Source organism: Saccharothrix deserti, from assembly GCF_009769385.1.
Taxonomy (GTDB): domain Bacteria; phylum Actinomycetota; class Actinomycetes; order Mycobacteriales; family Pseudonocardiaceae; genus Actinosynnema; species Actinosynnema deserti.
This window is the reverse complement of record NZ_VKAB01000022.1, coordinates 68,131-92,731: the sequence shown is the minus strand read 5'-3', so window position 1 is coordinate 92,731 and position 24,601 is coordinate 68,131. Positions and strand designations below refer to the sequence as shown.

Genomic DNA, 24,601 nt, shown 5'->3' with positions numbered 1-24,601 from the left:
TGGATACCCGCTCAGTGGTCTTGTCGGCGGCAAACGGCTTGCGCTACGGTGCCATGGGAGCGCTCCCAGTCGTGCCTGTCCGGCACCTGGAGACGACCAGTACGCATCCTGCTCGCAAGGAGGCGAAGCATGGCTCTACGTGCGCAAAAGACATCCGGGTCGTCATCGTTCCGCGCCAGACCCGGCTCGGCCCCCTCTGTGGCCGCCGACCGGCGCGTCTAGGAACGCCTTCACTTTGGTGCACGTCGACCGCCATCGACGGGGCATGGTGCAGAGCACCGACGCCAACCGCGCCGGCCAGCAGTTCCGGTTGGCCGACTCCGCCGGCGGCTACGTGCGCCTGCTCAACCGGGCCAGTGGCAAGGCCGTGGACGTGTTGGACTCCTCCACCGCCGACGGCGCGCAGGTCGTCCAGTTGCCCGACGTCGGCGGCGCCAACCAGCAGTGGCAGTTGGTCAGGCTCGGCGCCGACACCGCGCCACCGACCGCGCCGGCCAACCCCCGCACCTCGAACCTGACGTGCACCGGGGTGACGTTCTCGTGGTCGGCGTCGACCGATGACGTCGCAGTGGCGTTCTACGACGTCTACCACGACGGACAGCTCATGACCTCGGTGCCGGGCACGGCGCTGTCGGCCGACCTGACCGTCGTGCCGGGGGCCACCTGGGGCCTGTACGTCAACGCCCGCGACGCCGCGGGCAACGTCTCCCAGGCCAGCTCCACGGTCACCGTCACCGTGCCGCAGTGCCAGGCCGACACCGAGCCGCCCACCACCCCCACCGGCGTGACGGCGACCGCGTCGGGCACCACGGTCACGGTGCGCTGGACGTCGGCCACCGACAACGTCGGCGTCGCGGGCTACGAGGTACTCCGCGACGGCACCCAGGTCGGCTCGCCCAGCGGCGCGGCCACGACCTCGTTCACCGACAGCGGCCTGGCCGCGAACACCCGCTACCAGTACCAGGTGCGGGCACGCGACGCACAGGCCAACCGCTCGACCCTGAGCGCGCCGGTCACGGTCACCACGGGCACCTCCTGCGCCACGGCGCTGTGCTCGGTCACCAGGGTCACCACCGAAACCGACCTGCCCTGGGGCCTGACCACCCTGCCCGACGGGCAGGTGCTCTACGGCCGCCGCGACACCTTCGAGATCGTCCGCCTGGACCCCGCCACCGGCACGAAGACCAGCCTCGGGCGCGTACAGGGCGCGGCGGGGACCGACGGTGAGGGCGGGGTCCTGGGCATCGCCGTGGCCGCCGACTTCACGGCCGACCCGTGGCTGTACGTCATGCACACCAGCACGACCGACAACCGGGTGGTGCGCATCCGCTACACCGGCGGCGCGCTCACGGGCACCCCGCAGGTGCTGCTCACCGGGATCCCGCGCAACAAGTACCACAACGGCGGCCGACTGCGCTTCGGGCCCGACGGCAAGCTCTACATCGCGACCGGCGACGGCCAGAACGGCGACTGGGCCCAGGATCGCACCAACCTCGCCGGGAAGGTGCTGCGCATCAACCGCGACGGCACCGTCCCCTCGGACAACCCCTTCGGCACGCCGGTGTGGAGCTACGGCCACCGCAACCCACAGGGCCTGGCCTTCGACTCCCAGGGCCGGCTGTGGGAGCAGGAGTTCGGCAACTCCGTCATGGACGAGACCAACCTGATCGTCCGCGGCGGCAACTACGGCTGGCCCAGCTGCGAGGGCACCACCGGCAGCTGCGACGAACCCGGCTTCGTCGCGCCCAAGCGCACCTACCCCGTCGCGGAGGGTTCGTGCAGCGGCATCGCCGTGGTCCGCGACGCCCTCTACATCGCCTGCCTGCGCGGAGCGCGGCTGTACCGGGCCGAGATCTCCGGTGACGGCCTGACCAACGTCGAGCAGTACCTCAACGGCACCTACGGGCGGCTGCGCACCGTGGAACCGTCCGCCGACGGCGGCCTGTGGCTGACCACCAGCAACCGCGGCGACAAGGACAGCATCGCGAACAACAGCAACGAAAGCATCCTCAAGGTCGAGCTCGGACGGTGAACCGGCCGCGGGGCGGGGCAACCGTCCCGCGGCCTTCCCGATCACGAAAGGGGAGTCGCCATGACTCACCACAGGAAACCGCGTCACCGTCGCACGTGGACGCTGACGGCGGTGGCGATCGTCATCGCGGGCGCTGTGGCGCCCGCGGCGTCCGGCGCGTTCGCCGACGCCGCAACGGCCTCACCGTGCACACCGGGAGCGACCTACGGCCCGCCGTTACCGACGCAGGCGGTGGCGTCCCAGCTCGTCCGGGGAGGGTTCAACTTCCTCGAAGGCACCACCTGGGACCCGCGAACGGGCACCCTGCTGCTGTCGCACATGCAGAACCCCACAGGCCCACAGGGCGTGCAACCGTCGGCAGTGCTCCGGTACACGCCACCGGCCACCTTCGAGACGTTCATCGCCGACTCCGGCAGCAACGGCCTGGCGATCACCCCCGACGGCGCGCGGCTGCTCGCCGCTACCCACGACAACCGCACCGTCTCCTCCTACAGCCTGACCGACCGCAGCCGGACGACCGTCGCGGCCAACTACCTCGGCCGCGCGTTCAACTCCCCGAACGACCTGACCATCGGCCAGGACGGCACCACCTACTTCACCGACCCCAACTTCCAGCGCGGCAACCGCGCTGACGAGCAAGGCGGTCGAACCGGGGTGTTCCGCGTCCGCGACGGCGTGGTCGGCCTCGTCGACAACACGCTGCCGCAGCCCAACGGCATCGTCCTGTCGCCCGACGGCAGGACGCTCTACGTGGGGGCCACCGGCGCCAACGCGATCGTGAAGTACACCGTCTTCCCCGACGGCACCACAGGCAACCGCACGACGTTCGCGAGCATCCGGACGCCCGACGGCGCGACCGTCGACTGCGCGGGCAACGTGTACTGGGCCTCCTACGAGGAGGGGCTCGTCCACGTCTTCTCCCCGTCAGGTGCACGGCTCGGCACCATCTCCGCCGGTCGCAACACCACCAACGCGGCGTTCGGCGGACCGGACGGGCGGACCCTGTACATCACCTCCGGTGTTTCCGGTGGCGGGTTCGGCCTCTACCAGACGCGCCTCAACGTGCCCGGCAACCCCTACTGAACGAACCGGCGAGATTCCCGGTACCCCGTGATGTGCCCTGCGTTCGGTGGAGTCGGGTTACTGGACTGCCATGCTGATGCCCCCAAAGAGAGATCGGCATGCGCAGAGGTTATCCGCCGGATCTCCGTCGTAAGTGCCTTTTTCCGAGCAGTCGACGTGGAAGAAGTCGCAGGCCGACATGCTCGCGGCCTGAGCACGGAGAAACCGGCGCCAGGAGGTGGCGCTGCCGCGCCTGGGCACCGGTGGTGTCCGTAGGCGCTTGAGCACGCGGCGGACGGTCGAGGCGGCTACCCGGTGGCCGAGCTTGAGCAGCTCGTCCTGGATCCTGCGATGACCCCGGTGCTGTTCTCCCTGGCCGTCCGCTCGATCAACGCCACGATGGCGTCGTCGACCGAAGGACGCCCTGTTCGATCTGCTCGCGTCGTGGGGAGTGGACTACGGGCGGACGTGGTCCAGTGGGGCGCGAACGGTCAGGCCAACCGGCGTTGGCGGTTCCGCGACGCGGGCAACGGCCACCACCAGATCGTCAACGTCGGCAGCGGCAAGTGCCTCGACGTGCTCAACGCCGCGACCGCGGACGGCGCAGCTCGTGCAGTGGACCTGTACCGGTGGCACCAACCAGCAGTGGCAACGCAAGAACGTGTAGTTCGGTCGGGTATTCGACAGTTGTTCGACGCTTTGGCGGTTGCCGAACGCTCGAATTGATACGGCGGCCCAAGCGGGTCTTCACCTGGTGCAACCTTTTCGTTAAAGTCGTCCGGGAGCGGTCCGAGACTCGCGGCCTTTCGGTATCCGGTAAAGGTTCTGTCGTCAATCAACACAGATGCGGCGGTATTCATGCTCTCCATCGGCAAAGTCCGGCCTGCGGTCGTCGTCGCGGTCACCGCGCTGGTGACGGCCGCGGCCATCACGACCACGGTCCCCGCCCAGGCGGCTGCCGGGTGTCGGGTCACGTACAAGGTGACCAATCAGTGGTGGGGCGGGTTCGGCGCGGACGTGAGCGTCACCAACCTCGGCGACCCGATCACGAGCTGGCGGTTGACCTGGTCGTTCGCCGCGGGCCAGACGATCGGTCAGCACTGGAACGCCAAGGCGACCCAGTCCGGCGCGCAGGTCACGGCCGACAACGTGAGCTGGAACGGCGCCCTGGGCACCGGCGCGAGCGCCGGGTTCGGCTTCAACAGCACGTGGAACAACGCGTCGAACCCCGTGCCGACCACCTTCGCGGTCAACGGCACGGTGTGCACCGGTTCGGTCGGCCCCACGACCACCACGACGACCACTTCCACACCGCCGCCGGACGTGCTCGCCCGAGCGCACACGGCGGGCCGGGTCAAGGCCACCGCGAACGCCGCGCAGTACACCTGGCCCGGCGTCTACTTCGAAGGGCGTTTCCGCGGCACCGGGGTCGGGGTCGTGCTCAACGACGCCAACAACGACTACGACATCCAGGTCGACGGAACGACCGTCGCCAGCCTGGTGACCCCGGGCCAGACCACCCACTGGGTCAACAACCTGACCAACGCCGAGCACAGCGTCCGGCTGGTCAAGCGCACCGAAAGCACGTGGGGCGCGGGCGAGTTCGGTGGGTTCGTCGCCGCGACGGGCGGCGAGATCCTCGCCAAGCCCACCGCGCGCACCCGGCAGATCGAGTTCATCGGCGACTCCAACACCGTCGGCTACGGCAACATGTCGACCACGCAAGACTGTTCGAGCAACGGCGGGGTCGCCCGGAACACCAACGCCAACCTGAACTTCGGCGCCCTCACCGCGCGTTCGCTCAACGCCGACTACCAGATCAACGGCCAGTCCGGGCTCGGCATGGTCCGCAACTACAACGGTGGCAGCCCGGAGCTCGACTACCGCACGTTCTACGACCGGGGCTTGCAGCACATCGCCGGCGACGTGTGGCAGAACCCCGGCACGTGGCGACCGCAGCTGGTCGTGGTCGCCTTGGGCACCAACGACTTCTCGACCGCCATCAACGCGGGGGAGCGGTGGACCCCGGAGAGCCTGCTCGCCGCTTACAAGACCGCGTACCAGGGCTTCCTCGACAAGCTCCGCACCCGTTACGGCTCCAACACGGTCATCGTGGTCGGCGCCCTCAACTGGTCCAGCACCCCGGCGTTCGCGCAGGCCGCCGAACAGGTCGTCAAGGACCGCAACAGCCAGGGCGACAGCCGGGTCCGCTACTGGTACTACGAAGACCCGAGCTTCGACCGGCTCGGCTGCGACTGGCACTTCTCCCTCCGCGACCACCGGAACCTCCCCGGAGCGCCAAACACCCACCCCCCCGCGGGGCCGCTTGCCTGGTGATCAGGGGTGGTGTGGTCGGAACCGGGCCAGTTCGGTCCGGTTCCGACCACACCGAGTTTCGGGAACGCCCGGTAGAGGTGGTGGCTCACGGTTTTGGGGCTGAGGAACAGTTGGGCGGCGATCTCCTTTTCGTCGTGCCGGTGGTGGCCAGCCGCACGATCTGCGACTCCTGCGGGGTGAGGGTGGCGAACGGGTCGTCGTCGGTGGGTGCGATGGACTCACCGGCGGCACGGAGTTCGGCTCGCGCGTGGCCGGTCCACGCCATGCCGGCCTGTTCGAACGCCTCCAGGGCGGCGCGCAACTGGGTGCGGGCGTCGGTTCTGCGGCGGGAGCGGCGCAGCCACTCCCCGTACAGCAGGCGGCTCCTGGCGGCCGGACCTGGTCGAATGTGTGCATTGTGGACGGACTGGGCATGTGACAGTCGGCCAAAGGGAATCGGACCACGACCGAGTTCCGTCCGCGTTCCGAGCATTCCGACCCAGAACGTGCTCCGCACCCCTTGCGGGCAGGTGACCTGGCGCCGGTCCCGGTCGATGCTGAACGCGGCGCGACCGTAGCCTTCGCCGATCCAGGTCTGTGCGGAGTTGTCGACGCGCAACGGCCCGTGCAAGGCGATTCCGTGCTCACGTCGTGCGCCGACCATCAGGCCGGCGGAGGTGTAACCCGCGTCAACGATGACCAGCGCCAACTGCCTCGGCGAGATCCCGGGCCTGCCCCGCACGCCGAACGCCGCCGCGAACCGCCCGTCGGCGAACAAGTCCGGTAACTCGTCCCGGACCCACATCGCCAACGTCCCTTTCGGGAACGCCGCCCTGGCCACCACCGCGGTCCGCTCGAGCACCTCCGACCACCCACGCGGCTGGACCGACATCACCTGATCCCTCCCGCGACCAGGGCGGACGCCAGCCGGAGTGGATCACCAGTCATCCGATGATCACGACGCGAAACCACCCGTGACCAGCGCATCCTCAATTGGGCAACAAAGTCATGTGGGCAACGAAACACTTTCGGCCCAATAGGAGGTCGCTGTCGATCATGAGAATAAGCCTGCTTATCCTTGACGCCGAGTGACCCTGCTGCTCTCATAGACTACCGGGGTCGGTCGTCCACATCCCGTCTGTACCAAGGCAAACAGCGATGCCCGCACGTCACGTCGCTCGACATGCGTACGGGTCGACCAGGTCGAGATAGGTAGTACACATCCTTCAGAGGTTCGCCTGCCCGGCTCGACTGGCAGGTGCCACGCAGGTGCCACAGCGAAGTGGAGTGCTCATGAGGGGCTGGATCCACGTGATCGGCAGGAGGGCGCTGCGCCGGGATCGCGAAGTGCGCGTGGCGCCTGTCGCCGGTGCGTTCGCTCTGGCGAGCGTCACGGATGGTGGCGGTGCCGCGAACCCCCAGAACGGTGTCACCCCGGCGCTGCGGACCGGCGGCACGCCGGCGGTGTGGGTGGATTCGACTCGCGTGGCAGCCGCTCCGCTGGACCAGGGGCAGCACCCTGACGTGCCAGTTCGACCGTGACCCGAGGCTGGGCGAGGAGATGCGGCCCGGGATGCGGTGCCCAGCCGCCACCACTGGCGACGACTCCCGCCTCGACCCGGTGCAGCCCACTCTGGACGGGATCATCGCCCAGGGGCGGGGTCGCGGCCTTCACCGACGCGGACTCCGACCGACCACGGCGAGGTCCACGACTACGAACGCGGTGGCCCACCAGCATCCGGACCCCGTACTGGCGGACCGACGACAGCGTGTCCGCCACCATCTGGTTCCGCACCGTCGGTCTCGGCTGCTGCTCGACGAAGTCGCCGCCGCACTCTCCGGTCGACCGGGTCTGCAAAGGCCGCAACCCCCAGCTGAACAGCGGCCCGAAGGAAGGCGCCAGCGTCGCGGCACCGGCACCGGCACCGGCACCGGCACCGGCACCGGCACCGGCACCGGTCTGGACAGCGCCGGCGACCGAACAGTCGGCGCGACATCGACGCCACTGGCAAAGCGCCTTGCGTGATAGCGCACAGCACTACTCGCGCGCTGTACGCGTCCTGTAGCGACCAGACCCGATAACCACAACGAGCTGCCGGTGACAGTGGGCGGCCACCAGGCGTATACGTGTGCGGCCCGCGTGACCAGTTTGCCCGCCGCCGTTTTAGCACCCCGGAAACCACAGGCGGCAGCTTGCGCCCGGGGCAGCACCAGCGACGAAGGTGAGGAATGCATCAAACTACTGACACGACGCCCGCCTGGCGCTCCTCGGGTGGGTGACACCAGTCAACGCCAACCCCCTGTTCCGTCCCGGCCTGCCCCGTCGACGCACAAAGCACGCCACAACAGCGTGCGCGGCCAACATGCCTGTCCGGAACCAAGTGAAAGGAAAAGAAGGTGAAATCAGCCATTACCGCCGCAAGATCGTTAGTGGCCCTTGCGGTGTTCGTGTCCACTGCGCTGCTGCCGGCCGTCGCAGACCCCGTCCAGGCCTCGGCCGCCACCCAGGCAACGTACTACGTGGCTCCCGACGGCAACGACGCCAATGCCGGGACGATTACGGCTCCGTTCAAGACCCTGCAGCGCGCGCGGGACGTGGTTCGCACGACGAACGCAAACATGTCCGGCGACATCTACGTATACCTTCGCGGAGGGAACTATCCGGTAAGCAACACCATAGAATTCACGCCGAGCGACTCGGGCACGAACGGTCACCGGGTCGTATACGCCGCATACCAGAACGAGAAACCGGTGTTGGACGGTGGTGTCCAGGTAACCGGCTGGACGCAGCACAGCGGCAACATCTGGAAGGCCCCGCTCAATCGCGACAACAAGCTGCGGGCGCTCTACGTCAATGACAAGCGGGCGTTCATGGCATCCAAGACGATAAACTCGCAAGGGTGCTACGGCACGTACAACATCAACGCGGGGCAGGCCCCGTGGGCGTGGGAATCGGGCTCGCAGTGTGACGGGGCCAAGTACAACACGGCCGATCTGCCCGCGATCGCCCGCAATCAAGACGACATTGAAATCGAGACGGGGACGACCTGGACCACAGCCATCGTGGGAGTCCGTCAGGTCACCACGAGTTCTGACGGCGCGGGCCGTGTAGCGCTGTTCCAGCAGCCAGGCGCGGCCATCGCCCAAGGTGCGTACAACGGCAACGCCCAAGTCGGCGGCAGCCACAAGGTCATGAACGCCTACGAGTTCCTGGACGCGCCGGGCGAGTTCTACTTCGACAAGACCAGCCGGACCTTGTACTACTACAAGGCCAACTCGGAAAACATGACGACCGCCACGGTTTTCGCGCCGAACAACGTGTCGACCCTGCTGCGGGTCGCCGGCACGTCCACGAGCAGCCACGTGCGGAACATTACGTTCTCCGGGCTCACGGCCCAACACTCCGACTGGAACCTGTTCAACGTGGCCGGCTCCGCGCTCAAGCAGGCGCAGCAGGGCAACCTCGGCAACACCGTGTACGTGAAGGGTAATTTCCACGTCTACTACTATCGCAATGTCGACGTTACGCCCGGCATCATTCACATCCAGAACGCCGACGGGATAATCCTGCAGCGCAATCGAGTCCAGCACACCGGTGCCGACGGGATCAACATGGTCAACGACGTGCAGAACACGCAGTTGACCGGAAACTACACCAACGACATCGCCGGCTCCGCTGTCACCGTGGGTCATCCCCAGCACGTCTACATCGGAGACCACACGGCGACCAATAACGAGAAGTATTCCGCCCAGGTCGAGGGGCTGCCCAAGAATATCGAGATCAAGAACAACTACATCTACGACAGCGCCGTGTTGTTCAACGGGCACAGCCCCGTCTCGGCATACTTCGCCGACGCCCTCACGGTGCAGCGCAACCGGATCGAGAAGAGTCCGTGGTCGGGCATCACGCTCGGCTGGGGGTGGTGGAACTTCGACGGATCGTCAGGCTCGATCGCTCCCAACCGGCCGACCACCACGGCGAAGAACAACAACATCAGCTACAACCACATCATCGACACGGTGCAGCGCCTCAGCGATACGGCCCCCATCTACACGCTGGGCAGCCAGCCGGGAACCACAATCCACAACAACTACCTGCAAGGCGTCCCCGCCGGCCACAAGTACGGGCTTCACCCGGACGAAGGTTCCGCGTACATCAGCTTCCGCGACAACATCCTGAGCGTGGACCCGAACATCACGTGGCTCATCAACTCCGACGACTTCGGGCGCAAGCATGACCTGAGCATCACGCAAACATACGGACCGGTCAACAAGGTCTCCCAGAAGAATTTGCCGAACAGCACCATCCAGGATATTCTCACCTATCCCGATTATGTTTGGCCGGCGGCGGCCTATGGCACCGCCGTGAGTTCCGGACTGGAGGATTCATACCGGGACATCATCCCGCAGAGTAATCTTTCCATGCCGGATTACGTCCTGCCGGCCAGTACGTTCGTCGGTACCGGGACTTCGTCAATTCCTGTCCGAAGCACCGGCGATGCGACCAAGGCGGTCTGGTTGGCTCCCCCGGGTACGACCAACTTCGCCGTCGGCCCGACGATGACCAGGGCAAGCGGCACCGCGGCGACCATCGACGTGCCGACCTCATCCGGTGACTACCGGCTCTACGTCGTGGACGCACAGGGGAACCGGTCGCCCGAGTCGAAATCGATCGCTCGGCGGCAGGGCGGCGGTCAGCAGGGCGCCACGATCGTCGGAGGTCAGTCCGGCCGGTGCGTCGACATCCCCGGCGCGACCGCGACCAACGGCACCCAGGCCCAACTGTGGGACTGCCACGGCGGCACCAACCAGCGCTTCACCTACACCTCGGGCAAGCAGCTGCAGGTGTCCGGGACCAAGTGCCTGGACGCCAACAACCAGGGCACCAGCAACGGCACCACAGTGGTGATCTGGGACTGCAACGGGCAGACCAACCAGCAGTGGAACGTCAACGCCAACGGCACCATCACAGGGGTGCAGTCCGGGCTGTGCCTGGACGCCTACGGCGCGGGCACCACGAACGGAACCAAGATCATCCTCTGGTCCTGCAGCGGCGGCGCCAACCAGCAATGGAGCCTGCGCAACTGAACCGGCCCAAGGCGCTGTGCCACCGCTGCCCGGCCCCTGACAAACCCGCGATGGGCGGGCTGGGCATTCATCGGAAACCAGCCCACTGAGCTTGTCTTCATGTCCCGGTCGGCGATGGGTACCCGGTTGATCACGGCAGCAGCCCTTGGTTGATCATCCCTCTTGCGGCGGAAGGATGTTCGACCAAGGGCTGCGTGATCCAACATCCGGGGGTAAGGCCCGCGCGCCGCTGACCCTGTGCACCGTCCTCACCGGGGCGGGCTGGATCGTGCCGGAACACCATCCGCCCGAGCCGCTTCGCGCCCGCGAGACGATCGTCGTGCGCGGCCCTGCGACGTTCACCTTCGTCGACGAGGTCGACACCCGGGCCGAACCGATCGCGTGCGGCGAGCACTGCGCGACGCCCGAGCAGGGCGGGACACGGCACCGGCGCGGCTGGAACGACCGCGGCGGGGGCGGCCGCGGTGCGACGACCCTGATCGTCGGTGCCTATCCGGTGCGCGGCGAGATCAGCCGCCGACTGCTGGACGCGCTGCCCGTCGTGCTGCGCGTGGACGCCGGGGGCACGGCTGACGCCGTGCTGGACCACCTCGCCGCCGAGGTCGCCGTCGACACGCCGGGTCAGCAGGTAGTACTCGACCGGCTGCTGGACTGGATGCTGGTCTGCACGCTGCGCGAGTGGTTCGACCGACCCGGCGGCGAGCCCCCGGCCTGGTGGGCCGCCCAGCGGGACCCGGTGGTCGGCGACGCGCTGCGCCTGCTGCACGCCGAACCGGCGGCACCATGGACGGTCGCGGTGCTGGCGGACCGCACCGGGGTGTCGCGTTCGACGCTGGCCAAGCGGTTCGCCGACCTGGTCGGCGAACCACCGCTGACCTACCTCACCCGCTGGCGGATGACGCTCGCGGCAGACCTGCTGGTCGAGCAGGAGGCCGCAACCATCGCGGACATTGCCCGCACCGTGGGGTACTCCAACCCGTTCGGGTTCAGCGCAGCGTTCAAACGGGTCCGAGGCGTCAACCCAAGCGAGTTCCGGCGCATCGCGACCACTGCCTCCCTGGCGGCCGAGCGAACTGTCCAGCCCGCACCTGTGCCGCTCGAAAAGTCATCGCCGCTGGCAGAGCAGCGGGGTCACCGGCTTGAGAGCATGCTCGGGTGATCGTGTCCCTGTTGTACAAGGTGACCCGGAAGTTGCTGTCCTTCGCCGGCAGCCGGCATGCCTGGTCCGTTACGAGCCCGCAGACCGGTTCTGGTTCGCCGCTCTGTCCAGGCTGGTACATCCTGAGTCCGAGGAGTTGCGGGAGCTGCGGCCGGAAACGTTGCGCCCCAACAGCTCCTGGTGGGCTAGCCGATCATCCGGGTCGAGGCCGACAGCTACGACGGGCCGCTGTCAGGACTCCGCTGCCGCATCAAGGCCGCCACCCGATGGCCGCGAGCCGGGTGGCAGCGGCCCGCCGGGGGACCGACGCGGCCACCGCGACAAGCCCGATCTCCATCGCCGACTGCGCGAGCACGTCCAGCTTCACCGCCACGGTCGAGGTGCACATCAAGCACACTTACCGCGGTGACCTGGTGATCGATCTGCTCGCGCCCGACGGCACCTGGAAGGTCCAGGTGAGGGCCGCTCGCAGTTTCACGCCCGGCCGGCCCGAGTAGTGCCCGCGAATTCGTCGCCGCTGCGATCAACCTGTTCGTTCCTCGTTTTCGGGCACTGCGCTGTACCCGGCCGTTGCGGCTCGGTTCACATCCCGGTGTACGCCACGTTCACCTTGGCTGTCTTGACTCGACCCGTAGATCGGCACGGGGCGCAGTCCAAGGGCGGAATCCGTTGCACTGGAAGGAGAGCAGCGTGGATCGTCGTACATTCCTCCGCACGGCAGTCGTAGGCACGGGTACCTCGGTGGCCTTCGGGTTCACCCTTTGGCCGGAGGCGATGGGGTACCCGGCACAGACCGGACCGAGCCCGTACGGATCGCTCCAAGCGGCCGACGCCAACGGCATCATGCTGCCGCAGGGCTTCACCAGCCGGGTGATCGCGCGCTCCACCCAGACCGTGCCCGGCACGAACCACGTCTGGCACAGCGCACCGGACGGCGGTGCGTGCCTCGCCGACGGCACGGGGTGGATCTACGTGTCCAACGCCGAGATGGGCCTCGGCGCGGGCGGCGTCAGCGCCCTGCGCTTCGACAGCAACGCCAACGTCGTCGGCGCCTACACCATCCTCTCCGGAACCACCCGCAACTGCGCGGGCGGCGCCACCCCGTGGAACACCTGGCTGTCGTGCGAGGAGACCGACCGCGGCTACGTCTTCGAGACCGACCCGTTCGGCGTGAAGTCCGCCGTGCGCCGGGACGCGATGGGACGGTTCAAGCACGAGGCCGCGGCCGCCGACCCGGACCGCAAGGTGATCTACCTGACAGAGGACGAGAGCGACGGCGGCTTCTACCGGTTCGTCCCCACCACCTGGGGCGACCTCTCCTCGGGCACCCTGCAGGTGCTCAAGGAGGTCAACGGTGTGCTGTCCTGGGCGAACGTGCCGGACCCGGACGGCGGCCCCACCCGGACTCGCAAGCAGGTGTCGGGCATGAAGGTGTTCAACGGCGGCGAGGGCTGCTACTACCGCAACGGCACCTGCTTCTTCACCACCAAGGGCGACAACAAGGTGTGGGCCTACGACGCGGTCGACAACACCATCGCCGTCGCCTACGACGACAACCTGACCACCAACCCGCCGCTGACCGGCGTGGACAACATCACCGGTGCCACCGTGGGCGACCTGTACGTCGCCGAGGACGGCGGCAACATGGAGATCTGCGTCATCACCCCCGACGACGTCGTCGCCCCGTTCGTCCGCGTGACGAACCAGAGCTCGTCGGAGCTCTGCGGCGTCGCCTTCAACCCCGCGGGCAACCGCCTGTACTTCTCGTCCCAGCGCGGCACCACCGGCAGCAGCGGCGGCGGCATCACCTACGAGATCACGGGTCCCTTCCGCACCTCCCTGTGAACTGACACGACCTCTCCGCCGGTGCCCCGCGGTCGGGGCGCCGGCGGACACCACCGGTCGCCGATCCGCAGCAACGGATTCACGTTGGCTCGGTTGGTGTGTGGACGGCGAGATCGGCGGTGAGGCGTACGGCGCCGGCGGAGGAGCCGACGTCGAGGTGGAAGGTGCCCGGCTCGAGGCTCCAACGGCGGTCTGTGGTGTCCCAGTGTTGGAAGGCCCGCGCGGTCAGCAGTACCGTCGCGGTGACCTCTTCCCCCGGTCCGGCGGTGACGGCGGTGAACCCCGCCAGCCACCGGGCTGGGCGTTCGATGGCGCTGCCTGGCCGGCGCAGGTAGACCTGCACGACCTCCCGGCCGGGGCGCTGGCCGCTGTTGCGCATGCGGACGGCGATGTTCACGTCCCCGTCCACCTCCTCGGTGGGCGGTGCGTCGATCGACAGGTAGTCCCACGTCGTGTAGCCGAGTCCGTGCCCGAAGGGATACCGGGGTGCCGGGACGCCGCTCCGGTGCCGGCGGTATCCGACGTGCAGTCCCTCGTCGTAGTGCAGCGCACCGTCGGTGGGCTGTGTGGCCGGTAGAGCCTGTTCGGTGTCGGGCCAGGTGGTGGGCAGCCGGCCGCCCGGCTCGACGAGGCCCAGCAGGACGTCGGCGAGCGCGTTGCCGAACTCCTGGCCGGGAAACCAGGCGAGCAGGATCGCGGCGACGTGGTCGGCCCAGGGGAGCAGTACCGGGGCGCCGGAGTTGACCACCACTACGGTCTTCGAGTTCACCGCCGCTACGCGCCGTACCAGTTCGTCCTGTTGTCCGGGCAGCGCCAGGCTGGTCCGGTCGAAGCCTTCGCTCTCCACCTCCTCGTTCGTGCCCACGACCACGACCGCGACGTCGGCGTCACGGGCCAGCGCCACGGCCCGTTCGAGGTCGGCCTCGTCAGTCGCGCGTGGCGGTTGCAGGTTGAGCTGGAAGCTGGTGAAGACGCCGGGCGGAGCGGATTCGCTCGCGGCCTCGACGTGATGGGTCAGGATGACTTCGACATCCTCGTCCGCGTCGAGGTGGACGGTGTGCGTCCGCTGCGGCGGGGCCACCATGGCGGCCATCATGTCGGCTTCGGGTGGCAGTTGGAGTGTGGCGTCGAAGGCCGGCGAGCCGTCGACGGCCAAGTCGAAGCGGCCTATGCCGGAACAGCCGACTTCGTAGGCGCCCGGCTCGGTGGCCCGTACCCGGGTGTGTACCCGGATCCGGGCCACCCGGTGGGTCGGTACGTCGGGGCCGAAGGAACCGAGCCAGGTGTACGAGCCGCTCCTGCGTGTTTCGCCTGCGAGTACCGTTCCGTCGGCGGCGAGGAAGCTCACCCGTACTCCGTCGCCGGTGCCGTCGGGAAGTCGCAGCCAGGGCGCGCGGGCGATCGGGGTACGGGTGTGGGGTTGCGCGCCGACCGCGTGGGTGACCTCCGCGGTGCCCCGCAGAGCGGTGCGGAGGCCCTCCAGCGGAGAGACTGTGTACGGCGGGCAGACGGTCGCGCTGCCACCACCAAGCGTGCGGGCGTGTTCGGCGTTGGGGCCGAGAACGGCCACGCGCCGGAGCCCTGTGCGTGCCAGCGGCAGCGCGCCATCGCGGTTGCCGGCCAGCACGAACCCGGCTGCGGCGGCGTGGCGCAGCTGCGCGGCGATGGCGGCATCGTCGTACGTGGCTGGTTGTGGGGCCGGAGGCAGGCCGTCGAGGGCGCCGACCCTGGCGGCCAGGCGCAGCAGGCGCAGCACCTTCTCGTCGACGGTCGCCTCGGCTATCAGGCCATTGTGGACGGCGGCGACCAGGGCCTCGCCCCAAGGCCCTTGCGGGCCGGGCATCACCAGGTCGAGGCCGGCGTTCGCCGCCGCCACGGTGGATCGGGTGGCGAACCAGTCGGACATCGTCACGCCGTCGAAGCCCCACTCGGCCTGCAGGACCTGGTGCAGCAACGGACTCTCGGTCATCGTGAACCCGTTGACCGCGTTGTACGCGGCCATCACCGCCCATGCGCCGGCGTCGCGGACGATCGCTTCGAATGGCGCGAGGTACACCTCGCGCAGAGTCCGCTCGTCGACGCGGGCGTCGAGTGTCATCCGCTCGGTCTCGGAGTCGTTGGCCACGAAGTGCTTCACGGTGGCCGCGACACCGCCGTCCTGCAGCCCGCGAACGTACGCCACCCCGATCCGCGCGGTCAGCAGCGGATCCTCGCTGAAGCACTCGAAGTGCCGCCCCGCATACGGCGAACGGTGCAGGTTCACGGTCGGTGCCAGCAGCACGTCCACGCCCTTGCGCCGGGCCTCGAACGCGAGCAGCCCACCCAGCCGACGTACCAGGGCCTCGTCCCAGGTGGCCGCCAAGGCCGTGGGTGCGGGGACGTTGGCCGACGGCTGCCGCTCGTCCCAGGTCTCTCCCCGCACACCGGCGGGCCCGTCCGACATCACCAGCCGGCGCAGCCCCACTGACGGCTCCGGGGACAGCGCCCAGGCGTCGGCCCCGGTCACCAGCCGGACCTTCTGCTCCAGGCTCAATGCGGCGAGCCGACGAGCCAGTTCGCCCTCGCCAACGGTGGTCCGTACCTGTTGCTGGGTCACAGTGGTTCTCCTCCTGGAGATCGATGCATGCGACGGATCCCGGCGAGGAGCGGGCAAGCGGCACGCGGAGGGGGCCCGGGACGAGAAACGTCCCGGGCCCGTTTTACCGGGTCACAGTCTCTGGTGGTCAGGCGGAGGGGCGGAGTGACAGCACGTCGGGCAGGTTCCCGCCGCCCGGCTGGTCGATGTTGGCGAGGCGCTTGCCGACGACGAGGATGCCGGCGACCCGAGCCACGGGGGCGAACCAGGCCACTTCCGACAGGCGCGTGGTGGCCTGCTGGTACGCGGCGGCCTGCTTGGCGGGATCCGGCTCCGCCGCGGCCTGGGCGAGCAGTTGGTTCAGCTGGTCGTCACCGGTGCCGAACGGGTTGAAGGGGTTGGCCGTCGGCAGCATGAAGTTCTGCGACGACAGGTATGTGGGCAGGGCGCCGTAGCCGAACCCGGTGACGGGGAACTTGCGCGCCATCACGTTGGCGATCCACTGCGGCGGCTGGGCGTCGGTGGTCAGCTCGACGTTGACGCCGATCTTCTTCCACTGGGCGATGACGGCCTGGGTGACGATGTTGATGCCGAAGAAGCCCTGCGTCTCGACGATGAGCGTGAACCCGTTGGGGTATCCCGCGGCGGACAGCAGGCTCTTCGCCTGGTCGGGGTCGTAGGGGTAACGGCCGTCCAGCGCCTCGCTGTACCCGTCGTAGCCGGGGATCGACGTCTGGCTGGTCGGTTCGGCGAAGTCGCCGAAGATCGCTTTGGTCACCGCCGCCCGGTCGATGGCGTAGTTGAGGGCCTGGCGCACCCGCGCGTCTTTCAAGGGGGCGGCGACGGCACCGTCGCGGTCGGCGAGCACCATGCCCATCAGCGCTGTGCCGGCCTTGACGTGCTGCAGGCCTGCGGCGGTGAGTGCCGGTCCGGCGTCGGGCCCGACAGCGGCGGCGTCGACCTGGTTGGCCTGGATCGCCTGCACCGTGGCGTTGGCGTCGGGGATGATCCGGACCACGACCCTCTTCCAGCGCTGCTGCGCCTTGTTCCAGTAGTTGGGGTTCGCGGTGTAGGTGTAGTGGTCGTTCGGCACGGTGTTGGCCGGGTCCAACGTGTACGGACCGGCTCCGAACGTCTGCTGGGCCAGCTTGCCGGGGTCGGCCAGTCCCGCCGGGGAGATGATCGAGCCGGACAGCAGTGCCTGACTCATCAGCATCGGCATCACCGGGTTGGACGTGCTGTTGGTGATCACGACGGTCGAGGAGTCCGGCGCTGTGATGCTGGAGATCGAGCCGCCCCAACTGGCGGCGTTGACCCCGACCTTGCGGAAGTACTCCAGTGAGGCGACCACGGCAGCGGCGTCCACCGGCGTACCGTCGGCGAACTTGACGTCAGCGCGCAGCTTCAGCTGGAAGACCTTGTTCTGCTTGTCGGTGTAACCGAACGACTCGGCCAGGTCGCCGGTGAAGGTCCGGTCGGGGTTCATCCGGATCAGTGCGGCGTAGCCCAGGTTGATGTTCGCCGCGCTGTTGGGGTCGAGGTTGGCCTTGTACGGGTCGAGCGTCGGTGGTCCGGACACCGCGTAAGTGAGGGTGTCCCCGACCGAGGTGCCGCTGCCACCGCTGCTGGGGGAACCAGTCGAACAGGCGGTCAGAACCAGGACGGCGGCAAGCGGGAGAGCGGCCCAACGGGCAGTTCTGCCCAGTCGTGCGCCGATGAAGCGGATCGACATGAGATTCCTTCGAGGTCCAACGTGGAGGGTGAGGGGGATGCTGTGCCGCCAAGCGGCTGGTCAGGGGGTGGCGTTGGCGTGATCGGGTCGCGGGGGCGCCGCGTGGTCGGTAGCGGCGGGGGCGCCGATCTCCTCGTGGCGCAGGCAGGCGACCAGCCCGCCGTGCCGGGTGGGCACCAGCGGCGGGCGCTGTCGGGTGCACGCGTCGACCACGTATCGGCAGCGCGACGCGAATCGACAGCTCTCCGAGGGGAGGTTCCGCTCGGCCTGCTCGCGCGGTGCGGCCGCCGCCGGCCGGGCCCTCGCCGCCTTCGGGTCGGGGATCGGCGCCGCGGCGATCAACGCCTGGGTGTACGGGTGCGCGGGGCGGGAGTACACGCCGGCGGCCGGTCCTGACTCCATGACCTGCCCGCGGTACAGGACCACGACGCGCTGCGACAGGTACCGGACCACGCCGAGGTCGTGGGCGATGAACAGGTAGCTGAGCCCGAGCTCGGCCTGCAGGTCCGCGAGCAGGTTCATGACCTGTGCCTGGATCGACAGGTCGAGTGCGCTGACCGGCTCGTCGCAGACGACGAGCCGCGGCGAGACCACCAACGTCCGGGCGATCGCGATGCGCTGCCGCTGTCCGCCGGAGAACTGGGCCGGGTAGCGCCGCGCCGCCTCGGGCGGAAGCCCTACCCGCTCCAGGGCCCGCTGCACCAGCGCCAGACGTTCTCGCGGGCTGATCTCCCGGCGGGCCAGCAGCGGCTCCGCCAGCGTGGCGCCCACCGTCCTGGCGGGGTTGAGTGAGCTGTACGGGTCCTGGAAGACCATCTGCAGGCTGGCGCTGAGTTCCCGACGCCGGCCGCGACGCGCGTGGGTGATGTCCTCGCCGGCAAAGGTGATCGCCCCGCCGGCCACCGGCGTGAGCCCGACGATCGCCCGTCCGATCGTGGACTTGCCCGACCCGGACTCACCCACCAGGCCAACCGTCTCGCCGGGCGCCACGGACAGACTCACGTCGTCGACGGCTCGCACGGCACCGCGCCCGCGGCCGTAGTCGACGCGCAAACCGCGCACGTTCAGCAGGTCCTCGCCGCTCATGCCCGTCCTCTCTTCGCTGCGGGCGCGCATGAGGCTCCAAGCGCACTGTGCCTGATGCTCCATCCGATGGCGGGCTCGCCCGCGTGCTCGCTCCGCCCGCTCATGTCGGCACCGTCTGGAGGAGAAGGTCGTCGCTGCGCAGGCAGCGAGCCACGTGCGCGGGACCGGAGTCGCTCAGCTGGACCGGTGCCCGGCGGCAGTCGGTGATGGCGAGGTCGCACCGATCGGCGAATCGGCAGCCGGTCGGCCACTCGGTGGGGGCGGGTACGGTACCCGCGATCGTGGGCAGCCGCTCCCCGTCGACCACCCGGTGGGGATCGGAGCGCAGCAAACCGGCCGTGTACGGGTGGCGGGGCTGCGCGAAGATGCTGTCCACCGTGCAGGCCTCGACGATCTGGCCGGCGTACATCACGATGGCGCGGTCGCACAGTTCGGCGACGACGCCCCAGTCGTGCGTCACCATGAGCACGGCCATGCCGCGTTCGCGGCTCAGCGTCCGCAACAGCGCCAGGATCTCCGCTTGGACGGTGACGTCCAGAGCGGTGGTCGGCTCGTCGGCGATCAGGAGGCTCGGGCTTCCGGCCAAGGCGAAGGCGATTGCCACCCGCTGGGCCATGCCCCCGGACATCTGGTGCGGGTAGCGGCGGGCCACGTCGGCCGGGTCCGGTAGGCGAACGCTGCGCAGCAGGTCGACGGCGCGTTGACGTGCCTCGCGGCGGCTCACCTTCGTGTGCCGGCGTACCGCCTCGGCCAGCTGTGCCCCTGCCCGGACGGTGGGGTCGAGGCTCACCATGGGCTCCTGTGCGACGAACCCGATGCCCCGGCCGCGCACCTCGCCCCACTGCCGTGCCGACGCGCGAACGAGATCCGTTCCGGCGAAGAGGCAGGATCCGCCGGTTATCGAGCCGCCGCCCGGGGTCAGGCCCAGGACGCTCAGCGCGGTCACGCTCTTGCCGCAGCCCGACTCGCCTACCAGACCGACGACCTCACCGGGACTGATGTCGAAGGAGACGTCGTCCACCACCGTCGTCAGCGCGCGGTCACCGGTTGCCGAACGCAGCGGGATGGCTATCGAGAGGTGGCGCACTGAGAGCAGGGTCTTCTCCGGTGCCGGGCTCTCATCGGTGTCGCCGGGTGATGATGCCCTGGGCCTCGCCGTGCGCCGTACCAGTTTGGTCGAAGACCACGACTGAGTTGCCGCGTCCCGTACGGCGTCACCCAGCAAGCTGAATGCCAGGACGGTCAACGCGATCGCCGCTCCCGGAGGGACCAGCGCCCACGGGGCCTGCACCACGACGCCGCGCGCCTCTTCGACCAGACCACCCCAGCTCGGTTGGGGCGGCGGCGGCCCGAAGCCGAGGAACGCCAGGCCGGCCTGGGTGACCAGCGCGAAAGCGGCGATCAACGCAGCCTGGACGATGACCAGGCTGGTCAGGCGCGGCAGGACGTGCCGGTACAGAATCCGCGCGTCGGACAGGCCGGACACCCTGGCGGCGGCGACGAACAACTCCTGCCGCACGGACATCGTCGCGGAACGCACGACGCGGATCAGACCGGAGGCGAGCAGGACCCCGAAGGTGACCATCGCGGCGGTGACGTTGTTCGGGAACACGGCGAAGACGACGAGCAGGATGATGACGCCCGGGATGGCGAACAGCAGTTCGGCGATGCGCACGGTGATCGCGTCGACGAAGCCACCGAGGTAGCCGGCGACCAGGCCGAGGGCGACGCCGATGACGACGCTGACCACTGTGGCGACGAGAACGCCCCACAGGGTGCTCGCCCCACCGTGCACGAGCCGGCTGAGCAGGTCCTGACCTAGGCGGTCGGTACCGAGCGGGTGCGCCGCGGACGGACCCTGCAACGAGGCGAGCAGATCCTGCTCCAGCGGGTCGCGGCTGGTCACCACGGCCGGGAACAGGGCGCAGAACACGACCGCGAGCAGCCACAGCAGCGAAACCAGCGCCAGTGGGCGCCGCAACAGGCCACCGAGGAAGCGCCCGAGGCCGACGGCCCCGCTCACGTCGTACGCACCTTGGGGTCGAGCCCGGCGTGACACACGTCGACGACCAAGCCGACGACGATGACGATGAGCGTGAAGTAGATGACCGTCCCCTGGAGCAGCGGGATGTCGTGCTGCACGGCGGCCTGCGCCGCGCCCGAACCGAGCCCGGGAAGACCGAAGATGTTCTCGACCAGCACAGCCGCGCCGAGCAGGCTCGCGCAAATGACCCCGAGGACGGATACGACGGGGATCGCGGCGTTGCGCAGCGCGTGCCGGTAGACGATCGACCGGCGAGACAGACCGTTGGCCTGCATCACCCGCACGAAGTCGCGGTTGAGCGCGTCGAGCATCGAGTCCCGCGTCTGCTTGGCCACCGCGGTCACCGCGCCGAGAGAGGCCGCCGCGACCGGCAGGACCAGCGAGCGCAGCCACTCGACCGGGGAGTCCGCGAAAGCGGTGTAGCCGGTGGCGGGGAACAACTGCCACCGCACCGCGAACCAGGAGACGAGCACCAGCGCCAGCCAGAACCCGGGAACGGCCAGCCCGAGCATCGACAGCACATCGACCAGCCGCCCCAGCACGCCACCGCGTACCGCGCTGGCCACTCCCAGCGCGATCCCCAACAGCGCCGCCGTCAGCGTCGCCGGGATGATCAGCGACAGCGTGGCGGGCAACCGCGGCGTGAGCAGCTGCCCCACGCCGGTCCCGGTGACCAGCGACGTCCCCAGGTCCCCGCGCGCCGCATCGCCCAACCAGCCCAGGTACTGCTCCAGCAGCGGACGGTCCAGGCCCATCTGCTGGTGCAACTTGTCGACCTGCTCCTGCGGTGCCAGCGGTCCCAGCACCGACCGGGCTGGGTCACCGGGAACGAGCGACACCAGCAGGAAGGAGAAGAACGAGACGACCAACAGCATGGGTACGCCCCACAGCAGCCGCCGGGCGACTAGCCTCCCCATAGTCACCACCCCACCCGTGACCAGGGGTTTCTCGCGTCGATGCGACCCATTGACGACTCCACTTCGCGGGCGTTACGGCGGGATTTCGAGGTTGTGAGCGGGGACCGTAGCCCGAAAACAGGGGATGTACAAGGTTTTCGTTTGCCGGTAGGTTTCCGGACGTGGCCAGCTCAAGACCCGCGGCTCGAGGGCCGTACGCAAAGACCGCCCAACGCCGCCGCGAGATCCTGCAGACCGCCATCGAGGTCTTCGCCGAGTACGGCTACCACGGCTCGTCGCTGCGCGAGATCGCCGCCCGCGTCGGACTCAGCGAGACCGGGCTGACCCATCACTTCGGCGGCAAGCGGGCGCTGCTGTCCGCGGTGATCGAGGAACGCGACAACGAGGACAATGCCGCATTCACCGACGCACACCTCGCCAACCTCCACGAGCTGGTGCGGCAGAACGCGCAGCGACCGGGAATCGTGCAACTGTTCGCGATGCTGTCGGCAGAGGCCATCGTCGAGACACACCCGGCCCACGAGTTCTTCACCGAGCGCTACGAACGGCTGCGCAAGCAGGTCGGCGAATACCTGAGTGGAGCCCAGCGGGAGGGCCGCATCCGCGCAGACCGGGATCCCGGCCAAGCGGCCGCCGTCCTTCTCGCGCTGCTGGACGGCCTGCAGGTCCAATGGCTCTACAACCGCGACGTGGACATGGTCGCCGCCTTCGACGCCTTCTACGAAACCTGGCTGACCCCGCCCTCGGGTGTGGCAGACGAGCCCGGCGACACGCAACCGCAAGGTGCGGAAAAGCTCGAGTAGGGGCGAAGTCAAGCGTCATGCGCCAGATGTCCCGACGGCGTTAACCTGAGATCTTTTCGGAATCCGTCATGGATCGGTTGGGGCCGAAAGACTTGCTGAAGCGACCTTGTTGACGGCAACGCCTCGATGTTAGCGTTCACATCGCTCAACGTGATCAGGATCGCCCCCTACTGGGTCACCCGCAGTCGGCACCCCGTCCGTTCGGCGGCGTGCGGCAGACCCGTCCACCTCGACTCCGAAGCAGCGACACAGACACCGATATGAAGCGAAAAGCCATCCTTGCCGTCGTCGGAATCGTCCTCGCCGTCTCGGGCGCCGGAGCGGTCGTCCTCATTTCGGGCGGGAACTCCTCCGAGCCGCCTGGCGCCGTCGGCGTCGTCGACGACCTCGCCACCCCTGACTCCGATGTCGCTGCCTCGAGCGCACCGACCACGACGAGCACGTCGGTGCAGATCTCCGCTACATCCACCACTTCAGCTGCGGGGCGGGGATCCGTTCGAGCCGGAGGCCTGCCGTACTCGGAAGGGGCGCTGCCCGAGGATCCGACCGCCGATCCCGGAGCGGATCCGGTGTTCGCCAACGACCCCGATCTGCGCCGCAACGACGGCTACAGCTATCGGACCAGCAAACCCGGCGACCACCAACTGGCCGAGGGGACCCTCGCGTTCCAGTACGACGTCACCGCCAACGCCCTCAAGGCCCGCCTGGCCGAACGCAAACCGGAACTCGCCAAGGCGACCGGGATCGCGCTGTACCTCACCGGCGGCACGGCGCTCTCCGACGGCGACCTCGCCGCACTGCAGGGCGTGCACCGCGACCTCGGCCTGGGCAACCTCAGCCGGCTCTACGTCTACAACCTGCGCAGCATCCAGGGTGGACGGGAGTGCACCCCCGCGTCCGGGCTGCCGTGCGCGGGCCAGCAGGCCCGGGGCGGTAAATTCCCCTACCTCTGGCACAACGGCTGGTGGGACACGTGGGTCAAGCAGCTCGTCCTCGACGACCTGGACGCAGTGCCCGACGGCGCGTTCAGCAACCACAACTTCAGCGAGGTGAGCCTGCGCGGCGCCCGGTCGATCGGCGTCATGGCCTTCGGCCACGCCCCGTACGCCAAGCTCAGCGTCCTGTACCTGCCCAGCGTCGGCACCATCGCCCACGACGCCTTCCGCCGCAACCAGTACCTGGTCAAGGTGAACTTGCCGAACGCGACCGAAGTCGACGACTTCGCGTTCGACGACGCCTCCCGTCTCCAGTACTTCACCGCGCCTCAGCTGCGACGGCTCGGTCGCAACGCGTTGAACGACAGCCACGAGCTGGTATCGGTCAACCTGCCCGAGCTGGAGTACCTGGGCATCAACTGCTTCGACCTGAACCACAAGCTCATCGGGTTGCGCCTGCCCGCCCTCACCGAGATGGACAAGAACGCGGTCACCAACTTCTCGAACCTGCGATGGGTCCACGCCCCTCGCCTGACCACGGTCTGGCACAACGCCATCACCAACAACGCGAAGCTGACCACAGTGGTCATACCGGGCGTCACCCGGCTCGGACCGGGCGCGGTCCGGGGCAATCCGGCACTGACCGCGGTCTACCTGGGCTCGACACCGCCGAGGCAGGAGGCCGACGTCTTCACCGGAAGCCCGATGGCGACGGTCTACCACGCCGGCGATCCTGCGGCGTGGGCGATCTTCAAGCCGTCCGGCAACCCCGGGCTCGCGGTCCGTCCCAAGCCCTGATCGCGCACCCTGATCCGGTGTTGAGGTCCAGCACCGCGGCGGGGCGGTGGTGGTCGATGTCGTAGGCCTTGTCCGCGTGGAGCTTCGTCGGCCCGTGGAACGCACGATTTCCGGCCGACCGGCTACCGACGCCTGACCATCCGCTACTACAATAACGCCGTGCCGACAACTACTGCGCCTTCCTCACCCTCACCGCAGCGCTGACCTGC

At 68.7% G+C, this 24,601-nt stretch carries 16 protein-coding genes; 11 read left to right on the top strand and 5 right to left on the bottom strand.

All coding sequences use genetic code 11. The features are described 5' to 3' along the window. The first annotated feature begins 265 nt into the window (after positions 1–265). The 9 genes from FM051_RS30995 (at position 266) to FM051_RS30950 (ending at position 13,502) form a co-directional block, all read left to right on the top strand. Positions 266–2,032, top strand: coding sequence for a PQQ-dependent sugar dehydrogenase (locus FM051_RS30995; RefSeq protein ID WP_158849563.1), 1,767 nt, complete (start codon positions 266–268; stop codon positions 2,030–2,032). Positions 2,033–2,092: 60 nt separating this feature from the next. After that, entirely contained in the window at positions 2,093–3,115 is a 1,023-nt protein-coding gene (locus tag FM051_RS30990; protein ID WP_158849561.1) for an SMP-30/gluconolactonase/LRE family protein, read from the top strand. 294 nt (positions 3,116–3,409) lie between these two features. Further along, entirely contained in the window at positions 3,410–3,820 is a 411-nt protein-coding gene (locus FM051_RS30985) for an RICIN domain-containing protein (protein WP_202919103.1), read from the top strand. 132 nt (positions 3,821–3,952) lie between these two features. After that, positions 3,953–5,431, top strand: a complete 1,479-nt coding sequence (locus tag FM051_RS30980; RefSeq protein WP_158849559.1) for a cellulose binding domain-containing protein — start codon at positions 3,953–3,955, stop codon at positions 5,429–5,431. A gap of 1,974 nt (positions 5,432–7,405) precedes the next feature. Then, complete coding sequence (locus FM051_RS54480) at positions 7,406–7,492, top strand: hypothetical protein (RefSeq protein WP_476655322.1); 87 nt, start codon at positions 7,406–7,408, stop codon at positions 7,490–7,492. A gap of 315 nt (positions 7,493–7,807) precedes the next feature. After that, positions 7,808–10,498, top strand: coding sequence for a ricin-type beta-trefoil lectin domain protein (locus FM051_RS30965; protein ID WP_158849557.1), 2,691 nt, complete (start codon positions 7,808–7,810; stop codon positions 10,496–10,498). A 145-nt stretch (positions 10,499–10,643) separates the two neighbouring features. After that, positions 10,644–11,657 (top strand): AraC family transcriptional regulator, encoded by a 1,014-nt coding sequence (locus FM051_RS30960; protein ID WP_274383767.1) that lies wholly within the window; start codon positions 10,644–10,646, stop codon positions 11,655–11,657. A gap of 266 nt (positions 11,658–11,923) precedes the next feature. Continuing rightward, positions 11,924–12,154 (top strand): proprotein convertase P-domain-containing protein, encoded by a 231-nt coding sequence (locus FM051_RS30955; protein WP_158849553.1) that lies wholly within the window; start codon positions 11,924–11,926, stop codon positions 12,152–12,154. 193 nt (positions 12,155–12,347) lie between these two features. Then, positions 12,348–13,502, top strand: coding sequence for an alkaline phosphatase PhoX (locus FM051_RS30950; protein ID WP_158849551.1), 1,155 nt, complete (start codon positions 12,348–12,350; stop codon positions 13,500–13,502). A 79-nt stretch (positions 13,503–13,581) separates the two neighbouring features. Here FM051_RS30950 and FM051_RS30945 read toward each other — a convergent pair whose 3' ends face one another. The 5 genes from FM051_RS30945 to FM051_RS30925 all read right to left on the bottom strand — a co-directional run bounded on the left by FM051_RS30945 (position 13,582) and on the right by FM051_RS30925 (position 21,856). Continuing rightward, complete coding sequence (locus tag FM051_RS30945; protein WP_158849549.1) at positions 13,582–16,098, bottom strand: beta-glucosidase; 2,517 nt, start codon at positions 16,096–16,098, stop codon at positions 13,582–13,584. A gap of 127 nt (positions 16,099–16,225) precedes the next feature. Next, positions 16,226–17,656, bottom strand: coding sequence for an ABC transporter substrate-binding protein (locus tag FM051_RS30940; protein WP_158849547.1), 1,431 nt, complete (start codon positions 17,654–17,656; stop codon positions 16,226–16,228). Positions 17,657–17,869: 213 nt separating this feature from the next. Continuing rightward, positions 17,870–18,895 carry an ABC transporter ATP-binding protein gene (locus FM051_RS30935; RefSeq protein WP_202919102.1) on the bottom strand — a complete coding sequence of 342 codons (1,026 nt, stop codon included), beginning with the start codon at positions 18,893–18,895 and terminating at the stop codon, positions 17,870–17,872. Positions 18,896–18,995: 100 nt separating this feature from the next. Further along, on the bottom strand, positions 18,996–20,918 hold the full coding sequence (locus FM051_RS30930; RefSeq protein ID WP_158849542.1) for a dipeptide/oligopeptide/nickel ABC transporter permease/ATP-binding protein: 1,923 nt from the start codon (positions 20,916–20,918) through the stop codon (positions 18,996–18,998). Continuing rightward, positions 20,915–21,856, bottom strand: coding sequence for an ABC transporter permease (locus FM051_RS30925; protein ID WP_158849540.1), 942 nt, complete (start codon positions 21,854–21,856; stop codon positions 20,915–20,917). Before FM051_RS30925 ends, FM051_RS30930 begins: the two co-directional genes overlap by 4 nt. 161 nt (positions 21,857–22,017) lie before the next feature. Here FM051_RS30925 and FM051_RS30920 point away from each other — a divergent pair, with 161 nt between their 5' ends. After that, a complete protein-coding gene (locus FM051_RS30920; RefSeq protein WP_158849538.1) occupies positions 22,018–22,659 on the top strand; it encodes a TetR/AcrR family transcriptional regulator in 642 nt (213 codons plus the stop codon). A gap of 569 nt (positions 22,660–23,228) precedes the next feature. Then, a complete protein-coding gene (locus tag FM051_RS30915) occupies positions 23,229–24,392 on the top strand; it encodes a leucine-rich repeat protein (protein WP_158849537.1) in 1,164 nt (387 codons plus the stop codon). Positions 24,393–24,601 lie beyond the last annotated feature (209 nt).

Excerpts from the sequence above, each read along its gene's own strand:
- FM051_RS30980 (WP_158849559.1), top strand. The coding sequence starts at position 3,953 with ATGCTCTCCATCGGCAAAGTCCGGCCTGCGGTCGTCGTCGCGGTCACC.
- FM051_RS30935 (WP_202919102.1), bottom strand. The coding sequence starts at position 18,895 with ATGAGCGGCGAGGACCTGCTGAACGTGCGCGGTTTGCGCGTCGACTAC.
- FM051_RS30925 (WP_158849540.1), bottom strand. The coding sequence starts at position 21,856 with ATGGGGAGGCTAGTCGCCCGGCGGCTGCTGTGGGGCGTACCCATGCTG.
- FM051_RS30990 (WP_158849561.1), top strand. The coding sequence starts at position 2,093 with ATGACTCACCACAGGAAACCGCGTCACCGTCGCACGTGGACGCTGACG.
- FM051_RS30995 (WP_158849563.1), top strand. The coding sequence starts at position 266 with ATGGTGCAGAGCACCGACGCCAACCGCGCCGGCCAGCAGTTCCGGTTG.
- FM051_RS30955 (WP_158849553.1), top strand. The coding sequence starts at position 11,924 with ATGGCCGCGAGCCGGGTGGCAGCGGCCCGCCGGGGGACCGACGCGGCC.